Origin of the sequence: Streptococcus sanguinis (genome assembly GCF_050222175.1) — a bacterium.
Taxonomy (GTDB): domain Bacteria; phylum Bacillota; class Bacilli; order Lactobacillales; family Streptococcaceae; genus Streptococcus; species Streptococcus sanguinis_M.
Map to the genome: position 1 here is coordinate 231,613 of NZ_CP071420.1, position 18,967 is coordinate 250,579.

Here is an 18,967-nt window from a genome sequence, read left to right on the forward strand (position 1 = left end):
TAGTATCACTTTTTTTAAGGTGATTGTGAGCTTCATATGTGTTAAGTAATTGAGATTAATTGGCAAAACTATTGACAAAGAATAATTATCGTATTAGAATAATCTTGAAAAGAGAATTATTCTAATACGATAATTAGAAGGAGGTATACATATGGATAAACTTTTAACGAAAATTGGAGTTATTCTATCTTTTGCACGGTACCTAATTTTTCTGCTTATTTTTCTATTGTTAGTAGGAGTAGCGGGAATTTTCTTTGGAGGGCAGAATAGTCAGGGGAATTTTATATTTGACTATGGGGATTTCATAATTGAAGCACCAATTATTTATCCCTTATTAATTCTTATAATGGCAATAGTTATATGCTTTATATTTATAAAATTATTAGGGATATGGAGTAGGTTATTGTTAGAGTTTAGCAACGATAAGTATTTTAAAATTAAAAATTTAAAATATCTAAAACAATCCTTTCTATTTTTAATTAGTTCAACAATTTTACAGTTATTAATTAATCTAGTTATTAATATTTTGAATATAGATAATGTAAGTAGCTTGTTTGATTTTTCAATAAAAAATTACTTGATTAATATTTTATTTTTGGCATTAAATTATTTTTTAATTATAGTGTTTAAAAAAGGATATTATATACAGAAAGAAAATGAGGAGATTATTTGATGAGATGGAAGAAATTAAGATAAATTTAGATAAAATAATTAAATCTAGGAATATCACTTCTAAAGAATTGGCAAATAGAATCAATATTACAGAAGCGAATTTATCAATATTAAAAACGGGAAAAGCTAAGGGGGTACGATTTGCTACATTATTAAATATTTGCAGAGAGCTTGATTGTCAACCTGGTGATATATTTGAATACAAAAGGAGTTAAGATAATGAGAAAACAAAGTATATTTTTAGGTATGATTTGTCTAATCGCTTCATTCATACTTGTATCATGTGATTTCGGCGCTAACGATACCGTGCAAGATATTAAATCAGAAATCAATCAAGAGACCCCCAAAGAAGATATTGAGGATCTAGGAATAACTCAAGTATCTGAGCAAAAGATTGGGGATGAGTTGGCTATAAGTAGTAATTTTTCTGGATATGTTTATGTGATGAGCACAAAAGAAAACATTGAAACAATTAGGAAAACAGACTTTAGTTTTAATAATAACCCTTTTAAATCTGTAGAAAAAGGTTCTTATCATGATTTTAATATTCGTTATCATGGTAAAACATATTTTGCAATAAAACAGATAAAAGTTGAGTCGATTAATTCATTGAAGATTTCCTCAGATTATACAGGTAAGATTTTATTGGTTCTGAGGGGAAATAATAGTTAGTAGCAGTTTAATTATTTGATCTCATTTCTTATGAAGTCCCGTAAAGATTAATTTATCGGGACTTTATCTTATCGACAGGGTTTTGGATAAACAAAAATCGCGACCTATGGCTTTCTGGGGTTAATGAAATTGTCAAACTTAAAATGACAAGTGGAGAATAATAAAAGGCCCTCCTACCACTATGACCTAACTAATTGCTCAGAGTAGTTGAGAGCCTGAAATTCAAACCATTATAATAAATAACGAATATAGAGTTTGTTAACACAGTCTTTTATTTATTTATTGTTTTCACACATAAAAACAAGCTAATAGAACTATGCTTTTTACACATCACGCTAATATTAGATGCGCTGCAGAATTTTATTTGTTCAGTAGAAAGCATAGTTTGTAAGGATAATATTTTCTTCATTGCTTCCTCCTATTTATAAGAAGATTGAAAATGAGAAGTAAACCCACTACACTAGGAAACTACCTAACAAATAAACCAACTAGCATGGCTATGGATGAATTTTAGATTTGTTGCACTTTTTATTGCAATTTATCATATAGAAAGGATTTTTTATGTCACTTTTTCCAGCTATTGAAACTTATCTGCCTCATCAAGGGGCTAAGTATATCTCTCCAGACAAGGCAGGGCAGCTGCGTGAGTCTATGTTGGAGTTGAGAGCTAAGGGGCAGGCGGCACGAAAGGAGTTTGCAGACTTGGTCAAGGATTTTCAGAGCCTCTATCCTAAGCTGACCTTGGAGCGAACCAGCCAGTGGATGAATCAAGCGCAGATACTACGACCCCATTTTTGGAATTATCTTAAAGGCTATGGAGAAATTACTGAGCCAATGTTCGCCCTGCGCTTGTATGGAAGTGCAGAAGATTTCGGAGTGTCGCTGGAGGTGAGCTTCATGGAGCGCAAGAAAGATGAGCATAGCCTCAGCAAGCAAAATCGGGTCTTGGAGCTGCCTATTCAGCCGCCAGCTTACTATTTTGCTCAGATAGATGGTGTGAGTCAGCGCTTTGAAGGCACAGAGGAAAATCGCCAGTTACTTAATCAGCAGCTGGCAGCCGGTCAAGTTCGTAAGGTCTTGGTCAAATACGATGTTCCCCTTTCTCAGGCTGCTTCAAGAGAGCAGGTGCTGTCTCAGCTGCAGGAGGCCATGACAGCCTTGATTCCCTTTTATGAAGCGACTCGGGCTTTATGATTACGTTTACAAAGAGAAAGTTATTTAAGTAAGTATTGACAAAAGCCTCGGAATCATATAGAATAGTAAAGTATGTTTAGTAACTGATCACAACTAGCCGGCTAAACGAATACAAGAATCTAAGAGGAGGTATTCATCGTGAAACGTACTTATCAACCAAGTAAAATCCGTCGTGCGCGTAAACATGGTTTCCGCCACCGTATGTCAACTAAAAACGGTCGTCGTGTATTGGCAGCTCGCCGTCGTAAAGGACGCAAAGTTTTGGCTGCTTAATCCAAACGATTTATCAAGAAACCAGCGGAGACTCGAGACCGCTGGTTTTTTTTGCGCTTTTAACGAGAGGACTTTATAGAACAAAGTTCAGTACTTGATAAGTGGTAGCAGTTTTGTCCTTTTTTTCTGAGTTATAGATTTGAACTTTGTCCTCATAAGTTAATTTCATTTAAAAAACACCCCAAAAGTTAGATTTTTTGTGTCTAACTTTTGGGGTGCGGTTCATAATCTACTTTCTGGTTTTTTGTGTATAGTTAAGTACAGTTGCTTATTTTGCCACTGGTAAAAGCATTGGATAAAGATAACAGAGCAAGGTAAAGCTAATCAGAGCGTAAAAGATACCGATGCGAATAGCTTGGATAGGTTTATAGAAACGAATCAAGGTCAGTAGGCACCAAACCAAGAGAACTAGGATAAACCATGCTGAAATCAAGCGCAGCGGTGTTGGTCCGTAAAGGTAGATGTAGATGCCAAATAATTTCCAGCCGGCTAGCAAGGCCAGCAGACCAGTAAAGATAAAGAGAATAGTAGCTGCGAATCGCGTCCCTTTCTGATCCCAGAGCGGTTTTTTGGCAATCAGATAGAAGACTCCTAGGACTGCAAAGTTAAGGATAGACACCCGAACCAGCTGCCAGAAGCCAGCTACGGCAACAGTCGAAGCATTCTGAGGAGAAATAGTCTGAGCTACTGTTCCAGCGCTTAGGAGTTGACCGAGCTCACCCAAACCTGTCAGGAAGAAGAGTGCATAGGTCAGGCAGAGGCTGCCGATGATAATGTAGGCTGCGAAAGCGGGTGCTACTCGCAAAGGGCGGATACTTGCTTGAAATTTTTTGTAGCTAAGTTTAGTATCTTTTTTGCCTAACAGACTGCCAGCCAGGAGGCCATACAAGTACAAACTGATAGGGAAAGCCAGGCAGGCCTTGAAGAGAATCGTGCTGCTATCAAGACTTGAAAAGAGGGAGTCGAATAGATTCTCAATGAAATCAGCGGTATTGCTGAAGAAAGAGGCAAAGCTGTCTGAAACCTGACTCAGCTGGGACCAGACAAAGTATACCAAGATTCCCGCGACAAAGAAGCTGCTTATAATAATCGCGAGCTGTTGGGCTTTCTTTGAAGACAGACTGTCAGAGCTGTCAGAAGAGTCATGCTGCTTGCCTTCTATAAAGACTAGAATAGCAGCAATGAAATTTTTAAAGGGCAGGATGCAGAAGGCTTGAATGGCATCAAACCAGACCAGGATCCCCAAACGCCCCTGGCTTAACCAGCCGGTGCGAGACAGAATATAGAAGGCGAATGAGATGTGGATGGCTAGAAATTGGAAAAATTCTAGCTGACGATAAAGCCCCCAGAGACTTAAAGCCAGAGCTTGAGCTAGCGTCATGATCAGAAAGCTTCTAGCCTCTAATCTGCTGTCAAGATTTTTTATCTGCAGAGATGGATAGGCTAATTTCCTGATTAAGGCCTCGCTTAATAATATAAGGCCGATTGCAAAAGGGAAAAAGGATGCAGTTTGATAATTAAAAAATACTGCAGAGTAAAAGTAGGTTAAAAGATAGAGGATTAGATAGCTGATTTTAAAGAATCGCAGTTGCTTGTCCTCTAGGCCTGCGAAGATGGTCTTTCTTTCTTCCTCTGCGGGCAGACAAGGCTGGATATTCATCTGATCTTGTGCTGGGTATTCCATAATTATTTCTCCTCCTCATCAGGGATATATTCCAAAATATCGCCAGGCTGGCAGTCTAATTCACGGCAGAGAGCGTTGAGTGTTGAAAAACGGACTGCCTTGGCTCGATTATTTTTTAGGATAGATAGATTGGCTGGAGTTAGGTCAATCAACTCTGCTAAACGGCCAGCACTGATGCGCTTTTGCGCCATGACAAGGTCTAAATTTATCTGAATCATAAGACCTCCTAAATGGTGTAGTCCACTTGATCCTGTAGCTCAATGGCCTTGCCAAAGGCATTGCGGATGACACGGATAATCAGAGTCAAGATGCTACAGGAAACAGTGACTAAGAGCATGGGCAAATAGGCTGTCAGTCCCATAAAGAGGGAGATAAGAGCAACAGTGCTCACTTCCCAGCCAAGATAGCGCATGTACTGAACATTTTGTGTGATAAAAACCTGATTTTTACCAATGCGGCTTAGGAGTCGATAGAGATGGACAATGCAGGCCAGAGCCAGGCAGCCTAGGACATAGCCAAACAGCAGCAAGATCCAAAAGCGCGTCTCCCCTTGAAAGAAAGGAGAGGGAAATTCGATAACTAGGTTGACGACCCAAGGTCCTAGGGCTATCAGGATAATGGAAGCAATAAATAAAAGGCTGATACTGATTTTTGTAAGAGTAATGCTCATATCTTCAGCAGTCTTTTTCATTTTGTCTGTCATAATTTCCTCCGACTAACGTTTCATTTCTTAGTAACTATAACACGAATATTATCGATAATCAATAAGAAAATATCGAAAAAAGATAAAATCAGTCTTAAGGACTAGATGATAGTTTCTAAAAATTTCTTATTTTACAGAGATGGATTTCTTGTCAGGAGATGAACAGAGCAGAAGACGATGAATATTTCGCCTGATTTTTGGTATAATGAAAAACAGGAATTGTATACTCTTTCTGGTCAGAAGCGGAGTATGTGTAAGGAGGGAAGAATCTGTGGGTGTAAAGCTTGTTCACTATCGTAGTAAGTTATATGAATTTCTCATGGTGCCTGCCATCGTTTCAAGGGATGATAAACATATGTGGAAGGATTTACGGCAGAATCAAAAGGAGCTGCTTCTTGATGTACAGCCGCACTATGATATGCTCTATCAGGCTTTACTTCCTTTGAAAAACGAGCTTATTGCGGTTAGTTTGTTTGAAGGAGCTACGGTGGGACTGGCTCCGCTCCTTTACCTCTACTTGCTAGAAAAAGGAGAAGATCCGGCCAATCCGCATGACTTGTTAGAATGTCTGAAAAAACTAGACGCAGAGCAAATCATCTATTGCTTATCACTTAAGCTTTCTAAAGGGGAAGTTACCAAGGGACATCCTGAAGATCTGCTGGCTTTTATAGAGAATAGTGACAAGTCTCCGGAAAATAAATGGTACTGGTACCAAGCTATTCAGCATCCAGAGAAGCTTCGGGACCAATTAGTTTCCTTGCTGGAAAGAGTGTTCGAGCTCTATCAGCCTATTTATGAGCAGTTTGAGCAGGAAGTTTTAGATTTTGAACAAGAATTTAGCCTATCAGATGTGATGGATGATGAAGAGCAGAATGCCAAGCTCCTTGAAAAGGACACGCAAGTCTTTGTTCTGTCACCTATGTTTATTGACTCTTTTCTCGAAAAGGTTCCTGATTTCACCCCCTATTCCTTAGTCCTTTCGACGAGAAGTTCCCAGTTATCAAAGGCGGAATCGGAGCTTAACGATGAAACATTGGCTATGACCTTAAAAACTCTTGGAGATGAAACCCGCTATAAAGTATTGATTGAATTGATTCAGCCACATGCCAAGAATAAAGATATAGCTAAAAAACTGGGGCTTACAAGAGCCTCTATCTCATTCCATACGCAGAAGCTGCTAAATTCTGGCTTGCTGGAGCTTGCGGTGGATGATGATTCGGTTAAATACACGGTCAATAAAGAACTGATTCAAAAGATTATAGAGAAGTTCAAACAGGACCTAAAATAGTTTAAGAAGACCTAGATTCATTCTAGGTCTTTATTTTGTAAAATAATAATCTAATAAAAATTTGACAATCACCTAATTTATTGTTATGATTTGTTAAACAAAAATCTAACAAGAGTAAAGGAGATGTCGTATGATTGTTTTTGCAAAAAACAAAAATTTTCGTCAGTTGCTCATTAATCAATGGATTTCAGGTTTTGGGGACATTGTTTTTTATTTGGCTTTGATGAACTATGTCTCCGCATATTCCTTTGCTCCACTTGCGGTTTTATTGATTTCTCTTTCCGAAACGCTACCTCAGTTAATTCAGGTTTTTACTGGAGTTGCGGCGGACTTTCAGAAGAATCGTATCCATAAATGCCTGCTTATACAGTTTAGTAAGGTCGTGTTATATAGCTTGGTAACGTTTTTGCTGCTTGGACAAGATTTCTCCTTCTTGATTCTGCTTGTGATTTGCTTGATTAACTTTCTGTCGGATAGTCTGAGTTATTTTTCAGGCGCCATGCTGACCCCAGTTTATGTAAAGGTGATTGAGCAAGATATGACCTCTGCTATGGGCTTTCGGCAGGCTAGTATGAGTCTGGTTCATATTTTGGGGAATCTAGCTGGTGGTTTTCTCATCGCTTGGATGAGTATTGGAGCTTTGGCAGGACTAAATGCTCTGACATTCTTGCTAGCTTACCTTGGGTTTTGGCATATTAGTAAAAGCTTACAGGACTTAGAACCGGAGCTCAGCAGTGCCAAGGAGCTAAATAGAGAAAATTATTGGCAGCATTTATTGGATTCTCTTAAAGTCTTGCTGGGATTGAGAAATGTTGTGAGGTTGTTATTGGTTTCAACCTTTGGGCAGGTCACTCTGAATATTCTGACGCCAGTAGCGACTCTTTTATTGCTGAAAAGGCCTTTTTGGAATCTGCAGATTGGTCAGTCCATTGCCGTGTTAATTATTCTAAGTTCCGCTGGTCTGATTTTAGGGAACATTTTGAGTGGCAGTTTGCTGAAAAACTTTTCGACTAAGCTTGCTATGTATGCAAGCCAAGTGTTTGAGGGTTTTATTCTTTGCGGTTTTTTCTGGCAAAACTTTTTACTTATCCTGATAGCGAGCTTTGCTTGCTCAGTGACAGTCGGTCTGCTGAGTCCAAGATTGCAGAAATCTGTATTCAGCCTAATACCAGAAGAGTCCATGGGAGCTATCCAGTCGGCTATTAATCTATTTAGCATGGCTGTTCCGAGTGTTTTATCCATGCTGTTAATAGCTCTTGCCAGCAGTTTGGGGATTATTTATATTCTCCTCCCGCTTGTGTTAATGCTGGCACTGTCTTTCTACTTGATTATTCCAATGGAGAACTTGAAGCCAAATTAGGATAGCTGTTGAATGGCAGCTATCTTATTTTATCTGCTTTGAAGAGACTTCTGATTTTTCAGGTCATTTTTGGTATAATAAAGGACAGGAAATACAAGGAAGTAAAGCATGAAGATTTTTGATACACATACGCATTTAAATGTGGAAGAATTTGCTGGTCGAGAGGCAGAAGAGCTTCAATTAGCTAAAGAAATGAGTGTTGCTGCACATAATATTGTCGGTTTTGACCGACCAACCATTGAGCGCGCCTTGGAGTTGGCCGACAGCTATGATCAGCTTTATGCTACGATTGGCTGGCATCCGACTGAGGCTGGGACTTATGATGAGGAGGTGGAAGCCTATCTGCTGGACAAGCTTCGTCACCCCAAAGTGCTAGCTCTGGGCGAGATTGGGCTGGACTATCACTGGATGACTGCGCCCAAGGATGTTCAGGAGCGGGTTTTTCGACGCCAAATCCAGCTTTCCAAAGAGCTGAACCTGCCCTTTGTTGTTCACACACGTGACGCATTGGAGGATACCTATGAGATTATCAAGAGTGAGGCTGTAGGCCCTCGAGGTGGTATTATGCATTCTTATTCGGGTTCTTTGGAAATGGCAGAGTGCTTTATCGAGCTAGGGATGATGATTTCCTTTTCTGGAGTTGTGACCTTTAAGAAAGCGACGGATATTCAGGAGGCTGCGCAGAACCTGCCTTTGGACAAAATCCTCGTCGAGACGGATGCTCCTTATCTGGCGCCCGTTCCCAAGCGTGGCCGAGAAAACAAAACAGCCTATACCCGCTATGTTGTAGAGAAAATTGCTGAGCTTCGTGGGCTGACTGTCGAAGAAGTAGCGCAGGCGACCTATGAAAATGCAAAGAAGGTGTTTGGGCTTGACTGAGAAGATAAAAATCCCTCAGGTAATCGTCGTTGAGGGCAAGGATGATACAGCTAATCTGCAGCGATTTTACCAAGTTGACACTTACGAGACGAGAGGGTCTGCGATCAATGAAGAAGACCTAGAGCGGATAGAGAAACTGCACCAGCTACGTGGCGTTATTGTCTTTACCGATCCAGACTACAACGGTGAGCGTATCCGTCGAATAATTATGGAGGCAGTGCCAACTGCTCAGCATGCCTTTCTCCGCCGTGATGAGGCGGCTCCCAAGTCTAAGAACAAGGGTAAATCGCTTGGAGTGGAACACGCTTCATTTGAGGATTTACAGCAGGCGTTAGCTGGGCTGGTCGGATATTTCGATGATGAGGATAATTTTGACATCACAAAAAGCGATCTTATGCGACTAGGTCTGCTTATGGGAAGTGACAGCCGTCAGCGTCGAGAGTATCTGGGAGAAGAGCTCCGTATCGGCTATTCCAATGGCAAGCAACTGCTAAAACGGTTGGAATTGTTTGGGGTGACTTTGGCGGAAGTGGAAGAAGTGATGAAGAGGTATGAGAAATGAACGAAAAAGAATTTGGTTTAGAACAAAGTTTAAAAGAATTAAAGGAACTTATCCCTTTATCCGCCCAACAAACAGATGAAGCATCTTGTGAAGCTATAGTAGATGAAGCGGAATCTATTTACGAAAAATACTTTGGCTCAGAAGAGCTTGCTCTAGCGTATGCTAGGATTTTGTTTAATTTATCAACCAAGCAGCCTGAGTTGAACGAACCGAAGACTACTGTTGATAAATTGCAGGCCTTGCATGAACAGTTTCCAGATTCACCTGATATAGCATTGAATTATGCTAGGATTTTGTTGTATTTATCAGTTAAGCAGCCTGAGTTGAACGAACCGAAGGCTACTGTTGATAAATTGCAAGCCTTGCATGAACATTTTCCAGATTCACCTGATATAGCATTGAATTATGCTATGATTTTGGTCAATTTATCAGTTAAGCAGCCTGAGTTGAACGAACTGAAGGCAACTGTTGATAAATTGCAGGCCCTGCATGAACAGTTTCCAGATTCATCTGATATAGCAGAAGCCTTTGCTATGATTTTGTTCAATTTATCACTCAAGCAGTCTGAGTTGAACGAACAGGAGCTTACTGTTGACAAATTGCAGGCCTTGCATGAACATTTTCCAGATTCACGTGATATAGCATTGAATTATGCTAGGATTTTGTTTAATTTATCAGTTAAGCAGCCTGAGTTGAACGAACTGAAGGCAACTGTTGACAAATTGCAGGCCTTGCATGAGCATTTTCCAGATTCACGTGATATAGCAGAAGCCTTTGCTAGGATTTTATTCAATTTATCACTCAAGCAGTCTGAGTTGAACGAACAGGAGGCTACTGTTGACAAATTGCAGGCCTTGCATGAGCAGTATCCAGATTCACGTGATATAGCAGAATCCTTTGCTATGATTTTGTTCAATTTATCACTCAATCAGCCTGATTTGAACAAACAGGAGGCTACTGTTGATAAATTGCAGACCTTGAATAAACAGTTTCCAAATTCACTTGATATAGCTGAAACATTCGCTATTATTTTGTTCAATTTATCACTCAAGCAGTCTGAGTTGAACAAACAGGAGGCCACTATTGAGAAAGTACAGGAATTACATGAGGACTTCTCAAAATCTGAAATAATCGCTTTTATATATTGTGTGCTCTTAGCAAGCGTATTTGATTGTCAAACGGAGGTATATAAACGTATTCAAATAACAGAAACGATAAAAAAACTCTATGGACAATTCTCCGAATTTATGCTACAAACTTTTGATGATCTATTTTTTCATAATGATAGTATTTGTGACAGTGAGGAGTATAAGTTATTCAACTTTATCTTAAAGGAAGGGCTTTTAGGGGATGCCAAATATGCTATTTTGAAAATGTGGGCAGAGCGTTATAAAGAAGACTCGACTGAACTAAAAAACTTACTGTCTATCTACCAATATGTTCAAAAAATCAAATACCAACTTGGATTGAAAGATGAAGTTAAAAAGGAAAATTTTAAGTTTGGCCATTACACTAAAGGAAGCGTGCTTCAAAGCTTATTGGAGCAGAAGGAGGATCCAGACCAGTTTTTCATATCTGGGAAAACTCGTCTGAATAATGCGAATTATATGAATGATCCTGAGGAAGGTATCATCATAGAAAAGATATTGGGCTTAGATAGACGAGATATTTTGGAGACAAGCTCATGGTTTTTAATGAGCTTTACTATTAAAACGGATGATTTAGCCATGTGGTCCCAGTACGGTGATGATGCTCAAGGTGTTTGTCTTGTGCTCCGAGAAGACGATTTTTCGAGATTTACATCGTTCAACGATGTTTCATGGCGTGAAGAAATCAGAACTCTTGAGTTCATTAACAAGATGGATTCACCTATATCGGAGTTAAGTAGTAATATAAAAAGCTCTCAGAGTAAATCGGAAAATGAGGAATCAGACGATACTATTAATGATGAAGGAATTGAACCAATTTCTGAAGAAAATGATAATGATTCAAAAGGAAATGTTGATTATCTCTATCGAATAGCCTATATTAATGATTTGGATGGTAAGTTTAGAATAGAAAAAACAGAGCTCTTTGATGATAAAGAAATAATCGAGTTGGAAACATTGTTGGAGTCCTTAAAGAAAAAACTAGATAAGAATTTAGATAAAAAGGATGAATTTTATCTAAAAGCTATTTCTGACTGTATAGAGGAAATTCGTTACTTATTTAAGTCTGTGGATTACAAATATGAGAACGAACTGCGTATCTTACGCTATGCTAACCTAGATTCTGAGAATAAGAAAATCAAGATTGATAGGTCTTCTGGAATGGGTAAACTTTATGTAGAACGGGAAAATCCAATTCAAATCGGTGAAGTCATTTTTGGTCCTAAGTTTCCGAATCCTGAATACGTAACTCCCCTGTTGAAACTCTTGGATAAGGATATTGTGTTTAAAAAATCTATGATAAAATTTAGATAAAGGGCTCTATAAGCCAAATATAAGGATTCAATAGGGGAACTGGAGCATATATCTAAGCCGTCTGAAATATGCTAGAATAGAAAAAGAGAAAGGAAGAATACAGCAGACTGTATTCGTAATAAGATGAGTATTGCAGACCATAGTGTGACCCGTGCCATTCTGGATCGTCACGGTTTCACTTTTAAAAAATCTTTCGGTCAGAATTTCCTGACTGATACCAACATCCTCCAGAAGATTGTGGATACTGCTGAGATTGACAAAAAGGTCAATGTCATCGAAATTGGTCCTGGTATTGGGGCATTGACAGAATTTTTGGCGGAAAGTGCTGCAGAAGTCATGGCCTTTGAGATTGATGATCGGCTGGTGCCGATTTTGGCAGATACTCTGCGCGATTTTGACAATGTGACAGTGGTTAATCAGGATATTCTCAAGGTTGATCTGGCCCAGTACATAGCAGAGTTTAAGAATCCAGACCTGCCTATCAAGGTAGTGGCAAATCTGCCCTACTACATCACGACGCCGATTCTCATGCATTTGATTGAGAGCGGGATTCCTTTTAGTGAGTTTGTCGTGATGATGCAGAGAGAAGTGGCAGATCGGATTTCGGCTCAGCCTAATACCAAGTCCTACGGTAGTTTGTCAATCGCGGTCCAGTATTACATGACGGCCAAGGTTGCCTTTATCGTGCCGCGGACAGTTTTTGTGCCAGCGCCAAATGTGGATTCGGCTATTCTCAAGATGGTGCGCAGAAACCAGCCACCTGTTGAGGTACAGAACGAGAAATTCTTTTTCAAGGTCTCCAAGGCCAGCTTTGTCCACCGTCGGAAGACTCTCTGGAACAATCTGACCAGTCATTTTGGGAAGTCAGAGGAGACTAAAAGCAAATTGACAGCGGCTCTAGAACGAGCTGACTTATCTCCAAGTGTTCGGGGAGAAGCTCTGAGTTTAGAGGAATTTGCGCGCCTGGCAGATGCTTTGAAGTCTGAAGGATTATAAAAAAATAGAAGATCTGCTCTACATAGCTGGTCTTCTATTTTGCTAATGAGGTACATATGAAAGTGAAATTTCTGTCTTTTCTCTGCAGTGTAATTCTACTTCATAATGACAAAAAATCCTATCATAATTGATAGGATTGCTTTTTATGCGGAGGAAGGGATTTGAACCCTCACACCCGTACGGGCACATGCGCCTGAAGCATGCGTGTCTGCCGTTCCACCACCTCCGCTTGAGATTCTATTATAACTTATTTTTGTGAAAATGCCAATAGCGAATATCAGTTTTTTTCACTGTATGAAAAAAGCAGAAAAAATTCTATTTTTTCTTTACTAAAATAGTTCTATGATATTGCCATTATAGCAAGTATTTGTTACAATTAGATTAATTACTTATTTAGGTAACGAAATAAAAAAGGAGAATGTTATGAAACTGAAAAAATGGCTGCTATTTTTGATGTTGCCCCTTCTGTTTTTGCTGGATTTGAAGCTGTTTACAGCAACTGCTCAAGCCGATGCTTTGAAGAATGCAATCACAGATATTAAGATTTGGGACCACTCTAATGGCCGCGAAGCAACCAAGGTTAACGGTGCTTACAATTTGGTTCAAGGGGGAAATTATCGCTATGAGCTAGTTTTTGATTTGTCTGCTTACGATAACAAGCTCAAGGATGGGGATACCTTTACCTTTACAGTACCAAACGGTGCAACCATTGCTGATGGTACAACTTTTACTCTGACGGATAATGAAACGCAGGTCCAGCTTGGAGCGGCTAAGATGACGTCGAATGGTTCGGGTAAGGGCGGTCTGATTACGGTTACTATTCAGAATTTGGCAGATTACAAGTCTAAGACAACTGCTAGTGGAGTAAGAGGGAGCTTCTTCTTTGATTTTCAGGCGACGACAGTAGGTGCTGATCAAGACTGGAATTATAAGCCTGAGGAAACTCAAGGGGCGATGAGCCATAAGGTAACCATTAACGAGCGCAAACAAAACAGTTTTTCAACAGCTGGTGAAAACTACGCTAAGATTGGAGGGGTCATTGCTAAGAAGCCATATAATTCGGCTATTCTAGGCAAGAGCGGTGACTACTCGCATAACTGGACTGTTCGTATCAATACTCAGCAAAAGACCTATAATTCTCCGATTGTTATCAAGGACGTCATTCCAGATAGCAGTGCGCCAATGCAATTCGTTCCGGAGCAATTTGTCCTTCGCCAAGGGGAGTACACGCAGAGTTTATCAAGTATTGCGAATTCTGTTATCTTGAAAGAAGGTCAAGATTATACAGTTGCCTATAATGACACTTATACAGAGTTTACTCTAACTATCAATAATCCAGGTAATCGTGCCTTTATGTTGAACTATATGACAACTTCACCAGCTGATGGTTCTTTGGTATCCAATACGGCTGAGATGGAAGTTGATAATACAAAACTGCCATTCAGAGATGATCGTCCTGGTCAGACGAGCTCTACGGTAGAGCGCAGCAGCCGGATTACAGAAGGCGGTGTTATCACAGCGGATATCAGCAACAGTCTGGTTCTCTATAAGCAGGATTCTAAGACTGGCAAAATGCTGGAAGGTGCTGTCTTTAAGGTGACAACTCCTAGCGGTGAAGAGATTACTCTGCCGCCGACTGATGCTAACGGGCGGGTTTCTACACAGCCTTTCTCAAGTGAAGAAATCAAGAAAGGCCAATTCACAGTAGAAGAAGTCACAGCTCCGGAAGGCTATGTACTGGACAGCAATCCGATGAAAGTGACTATCAAGGCTGATGGTGCAGTCAAAACAGTCAAGAATACGGTAGATCCAAATGCCAGCAAAAAGCTGACAGTCAAGAAAATTTGGAAAGATGAAAGCAATCAGGACGGCAAGCGTCCAGCTTCTATTGCTGTAGATGTCTACGCTAACGGTCAAAAACTGGCTGATAAGACAGTGACCGTAACTGGCGGTAGTACAGATGCGGAGTGGACAGCTCAGACAACTGATTTACCAATCTTTGATGCAAGCGGTCAAAAAATCACCTATACAATCGGTGAAGATCAGCTTGATGGTTACGATGCTCCAGAAGTAGATCAGGGGAATCTCACTGTTACCAATACTCGTACGCCAGAGAAAATCGCTATCAAAGCCAGCAAGAAATGGGATGATGCCGAGAATCAAGACGGCAAACGTCCTGCCAATGTTGTTGTCAAACTTTATAAAGAAGTCGGCGGTCAGAAATCAGAAGTTGCGAACCGAACTCTGACTGAAGCTGACCAGTGGGCAACCGAGTTCGCCAACTTGAACAAATATGAAAAGGGACAAGAAGTTGTTTATTCTCTGGAAGAAGACGCGGTCCCTCACTATCAATCTCAGGTAACTGGCAATGCTGCTGACGGCTTTGTAGTGACCAACACTTACAAACCAGAAACAATCAAGATTTCTGGTCAGAAGAAGTGGGAAGATGCGGAAAACCAAGACGGCAAGCGCCCAAATGCTGTTAGAGTCAAGATCTTGAAAGGCCAAGATATTGTCGATGTGCAGGAAGTGACGGCTGCTAACGGTTGGAAATATGAATCTAATCCTCTTCCTAAATATGCGTCAGGTCAAGAAATTGCTTATACTGTTGCAGAAGAAGCTGTACCGGGCTACACGAGCAAGGTGGACGGCTACAACATCACCAACTCTTACACCCCAGAAACGGTCAAGGTTTCCGGTCAGAAGAAATGGGATGATGCGGAAAACCAAGATGGTAAGCGTCCAGCTTCTGTTAAGGTTAAAATTCTGAATGGTGATACGGTTGTTGATGAGCAAAATGTGACTTCCGCTAACGAATGGAAGTATGAGTCCAAGGCTTTGCCTAAGTATGCGGCAGGCCAAGAAATCACTTATACCGTAAGTGAGGAAGCTGTTCCAGGTTATACTAGTAAGGTAGAGGGTTACAACATCACCAATTCTTACACTCCAGAGACAACGACTGTGTCTGGAAGCAAGACTTGGGAAGATGGCGATAACCAAGATGGCAAACGTCCAGCTTCTATCACAGTTAATCTGCTGGCTGACGGTCAAAAAGTCAATACCCAAACAGTCGGAGAGGCAGAAGGCTGGTCTTACAACTTTACTGGCTTGCCAGTCTACAAGGATGGCCAACGAATTACCTATACAGTAACGGAAGAAGCTGTACCGGGTTATTCAACTAATCTTAATGGCTACAATATCACTAACTCTTATACACCAGAAAAGACAGAAATCACTGCTAGCAAGACCTGGAATGACAGCGACAATCAAGACGGCAAGCGTCCAACTAAGATTAGCATTAAGCTGATGAAGACAGTCGGCGGTGTCAAGACAGAAGTCGCTAGCAAGGAAGTGACGGCTGCTGATCAATGGCAAACTAAATTTGAAAATCTGCCAGTTTATGAAAATGGTCAGAAGATTGATTACTCTATCGAGGAAGATGATGTAGCTGGCTACACTAAAGAAATCAAAGATTTCACTGTTACCAACTCTTACACTCCAGAGATGATCAAGATTTCTGGTCAAAAAGTCTGGGATGACGCGGATAACCAAGACGGCAAGCGTCCAGCTTCTGTTAAGGTTAAGGTGAAAAATGGCGATACTGTCGTAGATGAGCTGGAAGTAACAGCTGCTAACGATTGGAAGTTTGAGTCTAAAGCCCTTCCTAAGTATGCAGCAGGTCAAGAGATTGCCTACACAGTTACTGAAGAAGCAGTTGCGGACTATCAAACTAAGATTGATAAGTTCACCATTACTAATTCTTACACTCCTCAAAGTACGGAGTATGCTGTTACGAAGGTCTGGGATGATGCTAATAACCAAGATGGCAAGCGTCCAGCTTCTATCACAGTGCAACTGTATAGCTCAGTAAACGGTCAAGAGCCAGTTGCTGTCGCAGGTAAGACATTGACCTTGACGGCTGCTGATAAGGCAGATGACAACACATGGAAAGCAAGCTTCACCAATCTGCCTCAGTTTGACAAGGGACAGGAGATTACCTACTCTGTCAAAGAAGATGATGCAACAGTAGCCGCTTTGAAAGAAAAAGGTTACAGTCCGAAAGTAGAAGGTCAAACAATCACTAACTCTCATACTCCAGAGCAGGTTAAAGTTTCTGGTCAGAAAGTTTGGGATGATGCAGATGATCAAGATGGTAAACGCCCTGCATCTATTACAGTTAAAGTAATGGATGGAAGCACTATTGTTGATACGCTTGAAGTAACAGCTGCTAATGGATGGAAGTTTGAATCTAAAGACCTGCCTAAATATAGAAATGGTCAAGAGATTGCCTACACACTTAAAGAAGATGCTGTTGCTCAGTATGAAACTAAGATTGATAAGTTCACCGTTACCAACTCCTATACTCCAGAAACCGTTAAAGTCTCTGGTCAAAAGGTTTGGGATGATGCTAATAATCAAGATGGCAAGCGCCCAGCATCTATCAAGGTCAAGATTTTGGACGGAGACAAGGTAGTAGATGAACTGGAAGTAACAGCTACTACTGACTGGAAGTTTGAGTCTAAGGATTTGCCTAAGAATAGGAAGGGCAAGAAAATCAACTATACAGTCCTTGAAGAAGTGACGGTTGAGGGGTATAGCAGCAGCCAAGAACAAGCAACAGATGGTAGCTTCACTTTGACTAACAGCTATAAACCAACACAGATTGCTGTTAAGGGAACTGCGGTATGGTCAGATGCTGAAAATCAAGATAAGGTACGACCTTCTAAGATTACTGTTCGCCTCTTGGCAGATGGCAAGCCAATCAAAGAAGAGGTTGTGTCAGGAGAAAATGGTTGGCAGTATGACTTTAGCGGCCTTCCTAAGTACAAGGATGGCAAGGAAATTGTCTATAGTGTTGCGGCTGATCCAGTTGATGGCTACAAGCTTGAGATCAACGGTACTCAGCTGACCTTTAGTCATATCCCTGCTAAGAAAGAGGTTGTTGACGGAGCGATAACTAATAAGCCAGGCGGTCAAGCTCCGAAAGTCGGAGGGAAAGCTCTTCCTCGTACTGGACAGGAAGAAAGTCTTCTTGTTACTATTCTTGGCTTCTTAGCGGCTCTTCTCGCAGGAGGAATGCTGATGGCTAAGGCGAAACGCAGCTAATCAGTTTTGTGACTTACTGAAAATTACAGTGAGCATCTCATTCGATATAAAAAAGCGAACAGGTTCTTTTGGACTTGTTCGCTTTTATCATGCCGTTTTTATTCCAAATATTTTAAAGCAGCTGCTTTCTATGAAAAATGGATCCAACCTTAAGAAATGCCTTCTATGTAAAACAAGCAAGCTAAATCTCGCATTTTTTGTTATAATGAGTGTATTAACTTTTAAGGAGCAATCTTGCAAGGAAAAATCATTAAGGCTCTGGCTGGCTTTTATTATGTAGAGTCGGACGGACAGGTTTATCAAACCAGAGCGCGGGGTAATTTTCGCAAAAAAGGGCAGACACCTTATGTCGGTGATGAAGTCGAATTTTCAGCTGAAAAAGACTCGGAAGGCTATATTTTAAAAATAGAAGAGCGTAAAAACAGCCTGGTGCGGCCTCCGATTGTCAACATTGACCAGGCAGTTGTAATCATGAGCGCCAAAGAGCCAGATTTCAATGCCAATCTGTTAGATCGTTTTCTGGTGCTTTTAGAGCATAAGCGGATCCATCCTATTATCTACATCAGCAAGTTAGACCTGCTTGAAGATGAGCAGAGCTTGGATGTTTATGTACAGGCCTATCAGGCCATCGGCTATGAGGTTCTTAAAACCACTGAGGAATTGCTGCCGCTACTGACAGGGAAAATCACTGTTTTCATGGGACAGACTGGGGTTGGAAAGTCCACCTTGCTCAATAAAATCGCCCCAGACCTGCAGCTTGAAACAGGAGAGATTTCTGAAAGTCTTGGCCGTGGCCGCCATACGACGCGGGCTGTCAGCTTTTACAATCTAAATGGTGGGAAGATTGCCGATACGCCAGGATTTTCGTCTTTGGATTACGAGGTGACTACAGCTGAAGATCTCAATCAAGCTTTTCCAGAGATTGCTGAGTTCAGCCAGTCCTGTAAGTTTCGTACTTGTACCCATACTCACGAGCCGGCTTGTGCTGTCAAGCCAGCAGTTGAGTCCGGCCAGATAGCGTCCTTTCGCTTTGACAATTACCTGCAATTTCTCAGCGAGATTGAGAATCGTCGGGAAACTTATAAAAAAGTTGCCAAAAAAAATTCTAAATAAGGA

General features: G+C 40.7%; 17 protein-coding genes and 1 tRNA gene. 13 read left to right on the forward strand and 5 right to left on the reverse strand.

The window, feature by feature from the left end; genetic code table 11:
* Positions 1-151: 151 nt before the first annotated feature.
* Genes J1C91_RS01240 through J1C91_RS01250 form a run of 3 tightly spaced genes read left to right on the forward strand, consistent with a single transcriptional unit; the run spans position 152 to position 1,344 of the window.
* Entirely contained in the window at positions 152-673 is a 522-nt protein-coding gene (locus J1C91_RS01240) for a DUF2975 domain-containing protein (RefSeq protein WP_002906198.1), read from the forward strand.
* A gap of 4 nt (positions 674-677) precedes the next feature.
* On the forward strand, positions 678-887 hold the full coding sequence (locus J1C91_RS01245; protein ID WP_032908247.1) for a helix-turn-helix domain-containing protein: 210 nt from the start codon (positions 678-680) through the stop codon (positions 885-887).
* A gap of 4 nt (positions 888-891) precedes the next feature.
* Positions 892-1,344 carry a hypothetical protein gene (locus J1C91_RS01250; protein ID WP_125445696.1) on the forward strand — a complete coding sequence of 151 codons (453 nt, stop codon included), beginning with the start codon at positions 892-894 and terminating at the stop codon, positions 1,342-1,344.
* A 271-nt stretch (positions 1,345-1,615) separates the two neighbouring features.
* Here J1C91_RS01250 and J1C91_RS01255 read toward each other — a convergent pair whose 3' ends face one another.
* Complete coding sequence (locus J1C91_RS01255) at positions 1,616-1,753, reverse strand: class III lanthipeptide (RefSeq protein ID WP_197709054.1); 138 nt, start codon at positions 1,751-1,753, stop codon at positions 1,616-1,618.
* Positions 1,754-1,905: 152 nt separating this feature from the next.
* Between J1C91_RS01255 and J1C91_RS01260 the strand changes: the two genes are divergently transcribed.
* Complete coding sequence (locus J1C91_RS01260; protein WP_002926193.1) at positions 1,906-2,538, forward strand: hypothetical protein; 633 nt, start codon at positions 1,906-1,908, stop codon at positions 2,536-2,538.
* A 138-nt stretch (positions 2,539-2,676) separates the two neighbouring features.
* Entirely contained in the window at positions 2,677-2,811 is a 135-nt protein-coding gene (gene rpmH / locus J1C91_RS01265; protein WP_002893904.1) for a 50S ribosomal protein L34, read from the forward strand.
* A 268-nt stretch (positions 2,812-3,079) separates the two neighbouring features.
* On the opposite strand, the gene J1C91_RS01270 is transcribed toward rpmH, so the two are convergent.
* Genes J1C91_RS01270 through J1C91_RS01280 form a run of 3 tightly spaced genes read right to left on the reverse strand, consistent with a single transcriptional unit; the run spans position 3,080 to position 5,198 of the window.
* Entirely contained in the window at positions 3,080-4,495 is a 1,416-nt protein-coding gene (locus J1C91_RS01270; RefSeq protein WP_125340301.1) for a DUF4153 domain-containing protein, read from the reverse strand.
* Between the two features lie 2 nt (positions 4,496-4,497).
* Positions 4,498-4,713, reverse strand: coding sequence for a helix-turn-helix domain-containing protein (locus J1C91_RS01275; RefSeq protein WP_002893895.1), 216 nt, complete (start codon positions 4,711-4,713; stop codon positions 4,498-4,500).
* An 8-nt stretch (positions 4,714-4,721) separates the two neighbouring features.
* Positions 4,722-5,198: a DUF2975 domain-containing protein gene (locus tag J1C91_RS01280; RefSeq protein WP_125438868.1), complete on the reverse strand. Its 477-nt coding sequence runs from the start codon at positions 5,196-5,198 to the stop codon at positions 4,722-4,724.
* Positions 5,199-5,403: 205 nt separating this feature from the next.
* Between J1C91_RS01280 and J1C91_RS01285 the strand changes: the two genes are divergently transcribed.
* From J1C91_RS01285 to rsmA, 6 genes are all read left to right on the forward strand, one after another.
* Positions 5,404-6,486 (forward strand): ArsR/SmtB family transcription factor, encoded by a 1,083-nt coding sequence (locus J1C91_RS01285; protein WP_125438866.1) that lies wholly within the window; start codon positions 5,404-5,406, stop codon positions 6,484-6,486.
* Between the two features lie 130 nt (positions 6,487-6,616).
* A complete protein-coding gene (locus J1C91_RS01290) occupies positions 6,617-7,846 on the forward strand; it encodes a hypothetical protein (RefSeq protein ID WP_125438864.1) in 1,230 nt (409 codons plus the stop codon).
* A 108-nt stretch (positions 7,847-7,954) separates the two neighbouring features.
* Positions 7,955-8,725, forward strand: a complete 771-nt coding sequence (locus J1C91_RS01295; RefSeq protein WP_125438862.1) for a TatD family hydrolase — start codon at positions 7,955-7,957, stop codon at positions 8,723-8,725.
* Positions 8,718-9,287 (forward strand): ribonuclease M5, encoded by a 570-nt coding sequence (rnmV, locus tag J1C91_RS01300; RefSeq protein WP_312023177.1) that lies wholly within the window; start codon positions 8,718-8,720, stop codon positions 9,285-9,287. Before J1C91_RS01295 ends, rnmV begins: the two co-directional genes overlap by 8 nt.
* Positions 9,284-11,749 carry a tetratricopeptide repeat protein gene (locus J1C91_RS01305; RefSeq protein WP_185761322.1) on the forward strand — a complete coding sequence of 822 codons (2,466 nt, stop codon included), beginning with the start codon at positions 9,284-9,286 and terminating at the stop codon, positions 11,747-11,749. Before rnmV ends, J1C91_RS01305 begins: the two co-directional genes overlap by 4 nt.
* Before the next feature lie 123 nt (positions 11,750-11,872).
* Positions 11,873-12,745, forward strand: a complete 873-nt coding sequence (rsmA, locus tag J1C91_RS01310; RefSeq protein ID WP_125438857.1) for a 16S rRNA (adenine(1518)-N(6)/adenine(1519)-N(6))-dimethyltransferase RsmA — start codon at positions 11,873-11,875, stop codon at positions 12,743-12,745.
* A 146-nt stretch (positions 12,746-12,891) separates the two neighbouring features.
* Here rsmA and J1C91_RS01315 read toward each other — a convergent pair.
* A tRNA-Leu gene (locus J1C91_RS01315) sits at positions 12,892-12,974 on the reverse strand.
* 194 nt (positions 12,975-13,168) lie between these two features.
* Between J1C91_RS01315 and J1C91_RS01320 the strand changes: the two genes are divergently transcribed.
* Positions 13,169-17,851 carry a Cna B-type domain-containing protein gene (locus J1C91_RS01320; RefSeq protein ID WP_002908646.1) on the forward strand — a complete coding sequence of 1,561 codons (4,683 nt, stop codon included), beginning with the start codon at positions 13,169-13,171 and terminating at the stop codon, positions 17,849-17,851.
* A gap of 234 nt (positions 17,852-18,085) precedes the next feature.
* Positions 18,086-18,964: a ribosome small subunit-dependent GTPase A gene (gene rsgA, locus J1C91_RS01325; protein WP_002908647.1), complete on the forward strand. Its 879-nt coding sequence runs from the start codon at positions 18,086-18,088 to the stop codon at positions 18,962-18,964.
* The last annotated feature ends 3 nt before the right edge of the window (positions 18,965-18,967 follow it).

What these genes read in the sequence shown, in the direction of transcription:
- J1C91_RS01260 (WP_002926193.1), top strand. Translation starts at nt 1,906, where the DNA reads ATGTCACTTTTTCCAGCTATTGAAACTTATCTGCCTCATCAAGGGGCT.
- J1C91_RS01245 (WP_032908247.1), top strand. Translation starts at nt 678, where the DNA reads ATGGAAGAAATTAAGATAAATTTAGATAAAATAATTAAATCTAGGAAT.
- J1C91_RS01240 (WP_002906198.1), top strand. Translation starts at nt 152, where the DNA reads ATGGATAAACTTTTAACGAAAATTGGAGTTATTCTATCTTTTGCACGG.
- J1C91_RS01275 (WP_002893895.1), bottom strand. Translation starts at nt 4,713, where the DNA reads ATGATTCAGATAAATTTAGACCTTGTCATGGCGCAAAAGCGCATCAGT.
- J1C91_RS01320 (WP_002908646.1), top strand. Translation starts at nt 13,169, where the DNA reads ATGAAACTGAAAAAATGGCTGCTATTTTTGATGTTGCCCCTTCTGTTT.
- J1C91_RS01290 (WP_125438864.1), top strand. Translation starts at nt 6,617, where the DNA reads ATGATTGTTTTTGCAAAAAACAAAAATTTTCGTCAGTTGCTCATTAAT.
- rsmA (WP_125438857.1), top strand. Translation starts at nt 11,873, where the DNA reads ATGAGTATTGCAGACCATAGTGTGACCCGTGCCATTCTGGATCGTCAC.
- J1C91_RS01295 (WP_125438862.1), top strand. Translation starts at nt 7,955, where the DNA reads ATGAAGATTTTTGATACACATACGCATTTAAATGTGGAAGAATTTGCT.
- J1C91_RS01305 (WP_185761322.1), top strand. Translation starts at nt 9,284, where the DNA reads ATGAACGAAAAAGAATTTGGTTTAGAACAAAGTTTAAAAGAATTAAAG.
- J1C91_RS01280 (WP_125438868.1), bottom strand. Translation starts at nt 5,198, where the DNA reads ATGACAGACAAAATGAAAAAGACTGCTGAAGATATGAGCATTACTCTT.
- J1C91_RS01255 (WP_197709054.1), bottom strand. Translation starts at nt 1,753, where the DNA reads ATGAAGAAAATATTATCCTTACAAACTATGCTTTCTACTGAACAAATA.
- J1C91_RS01285 (WP_125438866.1), top strand. Translation starts at nt 5,404, where the DNA reads ATGAAAAACAGGAATTGTATACTCTTTCTGGTCAGAAGCGGAGTATGT.
- J1C91_RS01270 (WP_125340301.1), bottom strand. Translation starts at nt 4,495, where the DNA reads ATGGAATACCCAGCACAAGATCAGATGAATATCCAGCCTTGTCTGCCC.
- J1C91_RS01250 (WP_125445696.1), top strand. Translation starts at nt 892, where the DNA reads ATGAGAAAACAAAGTATATTTTTAGGTATGATTTGTCTAATCGCTTCA.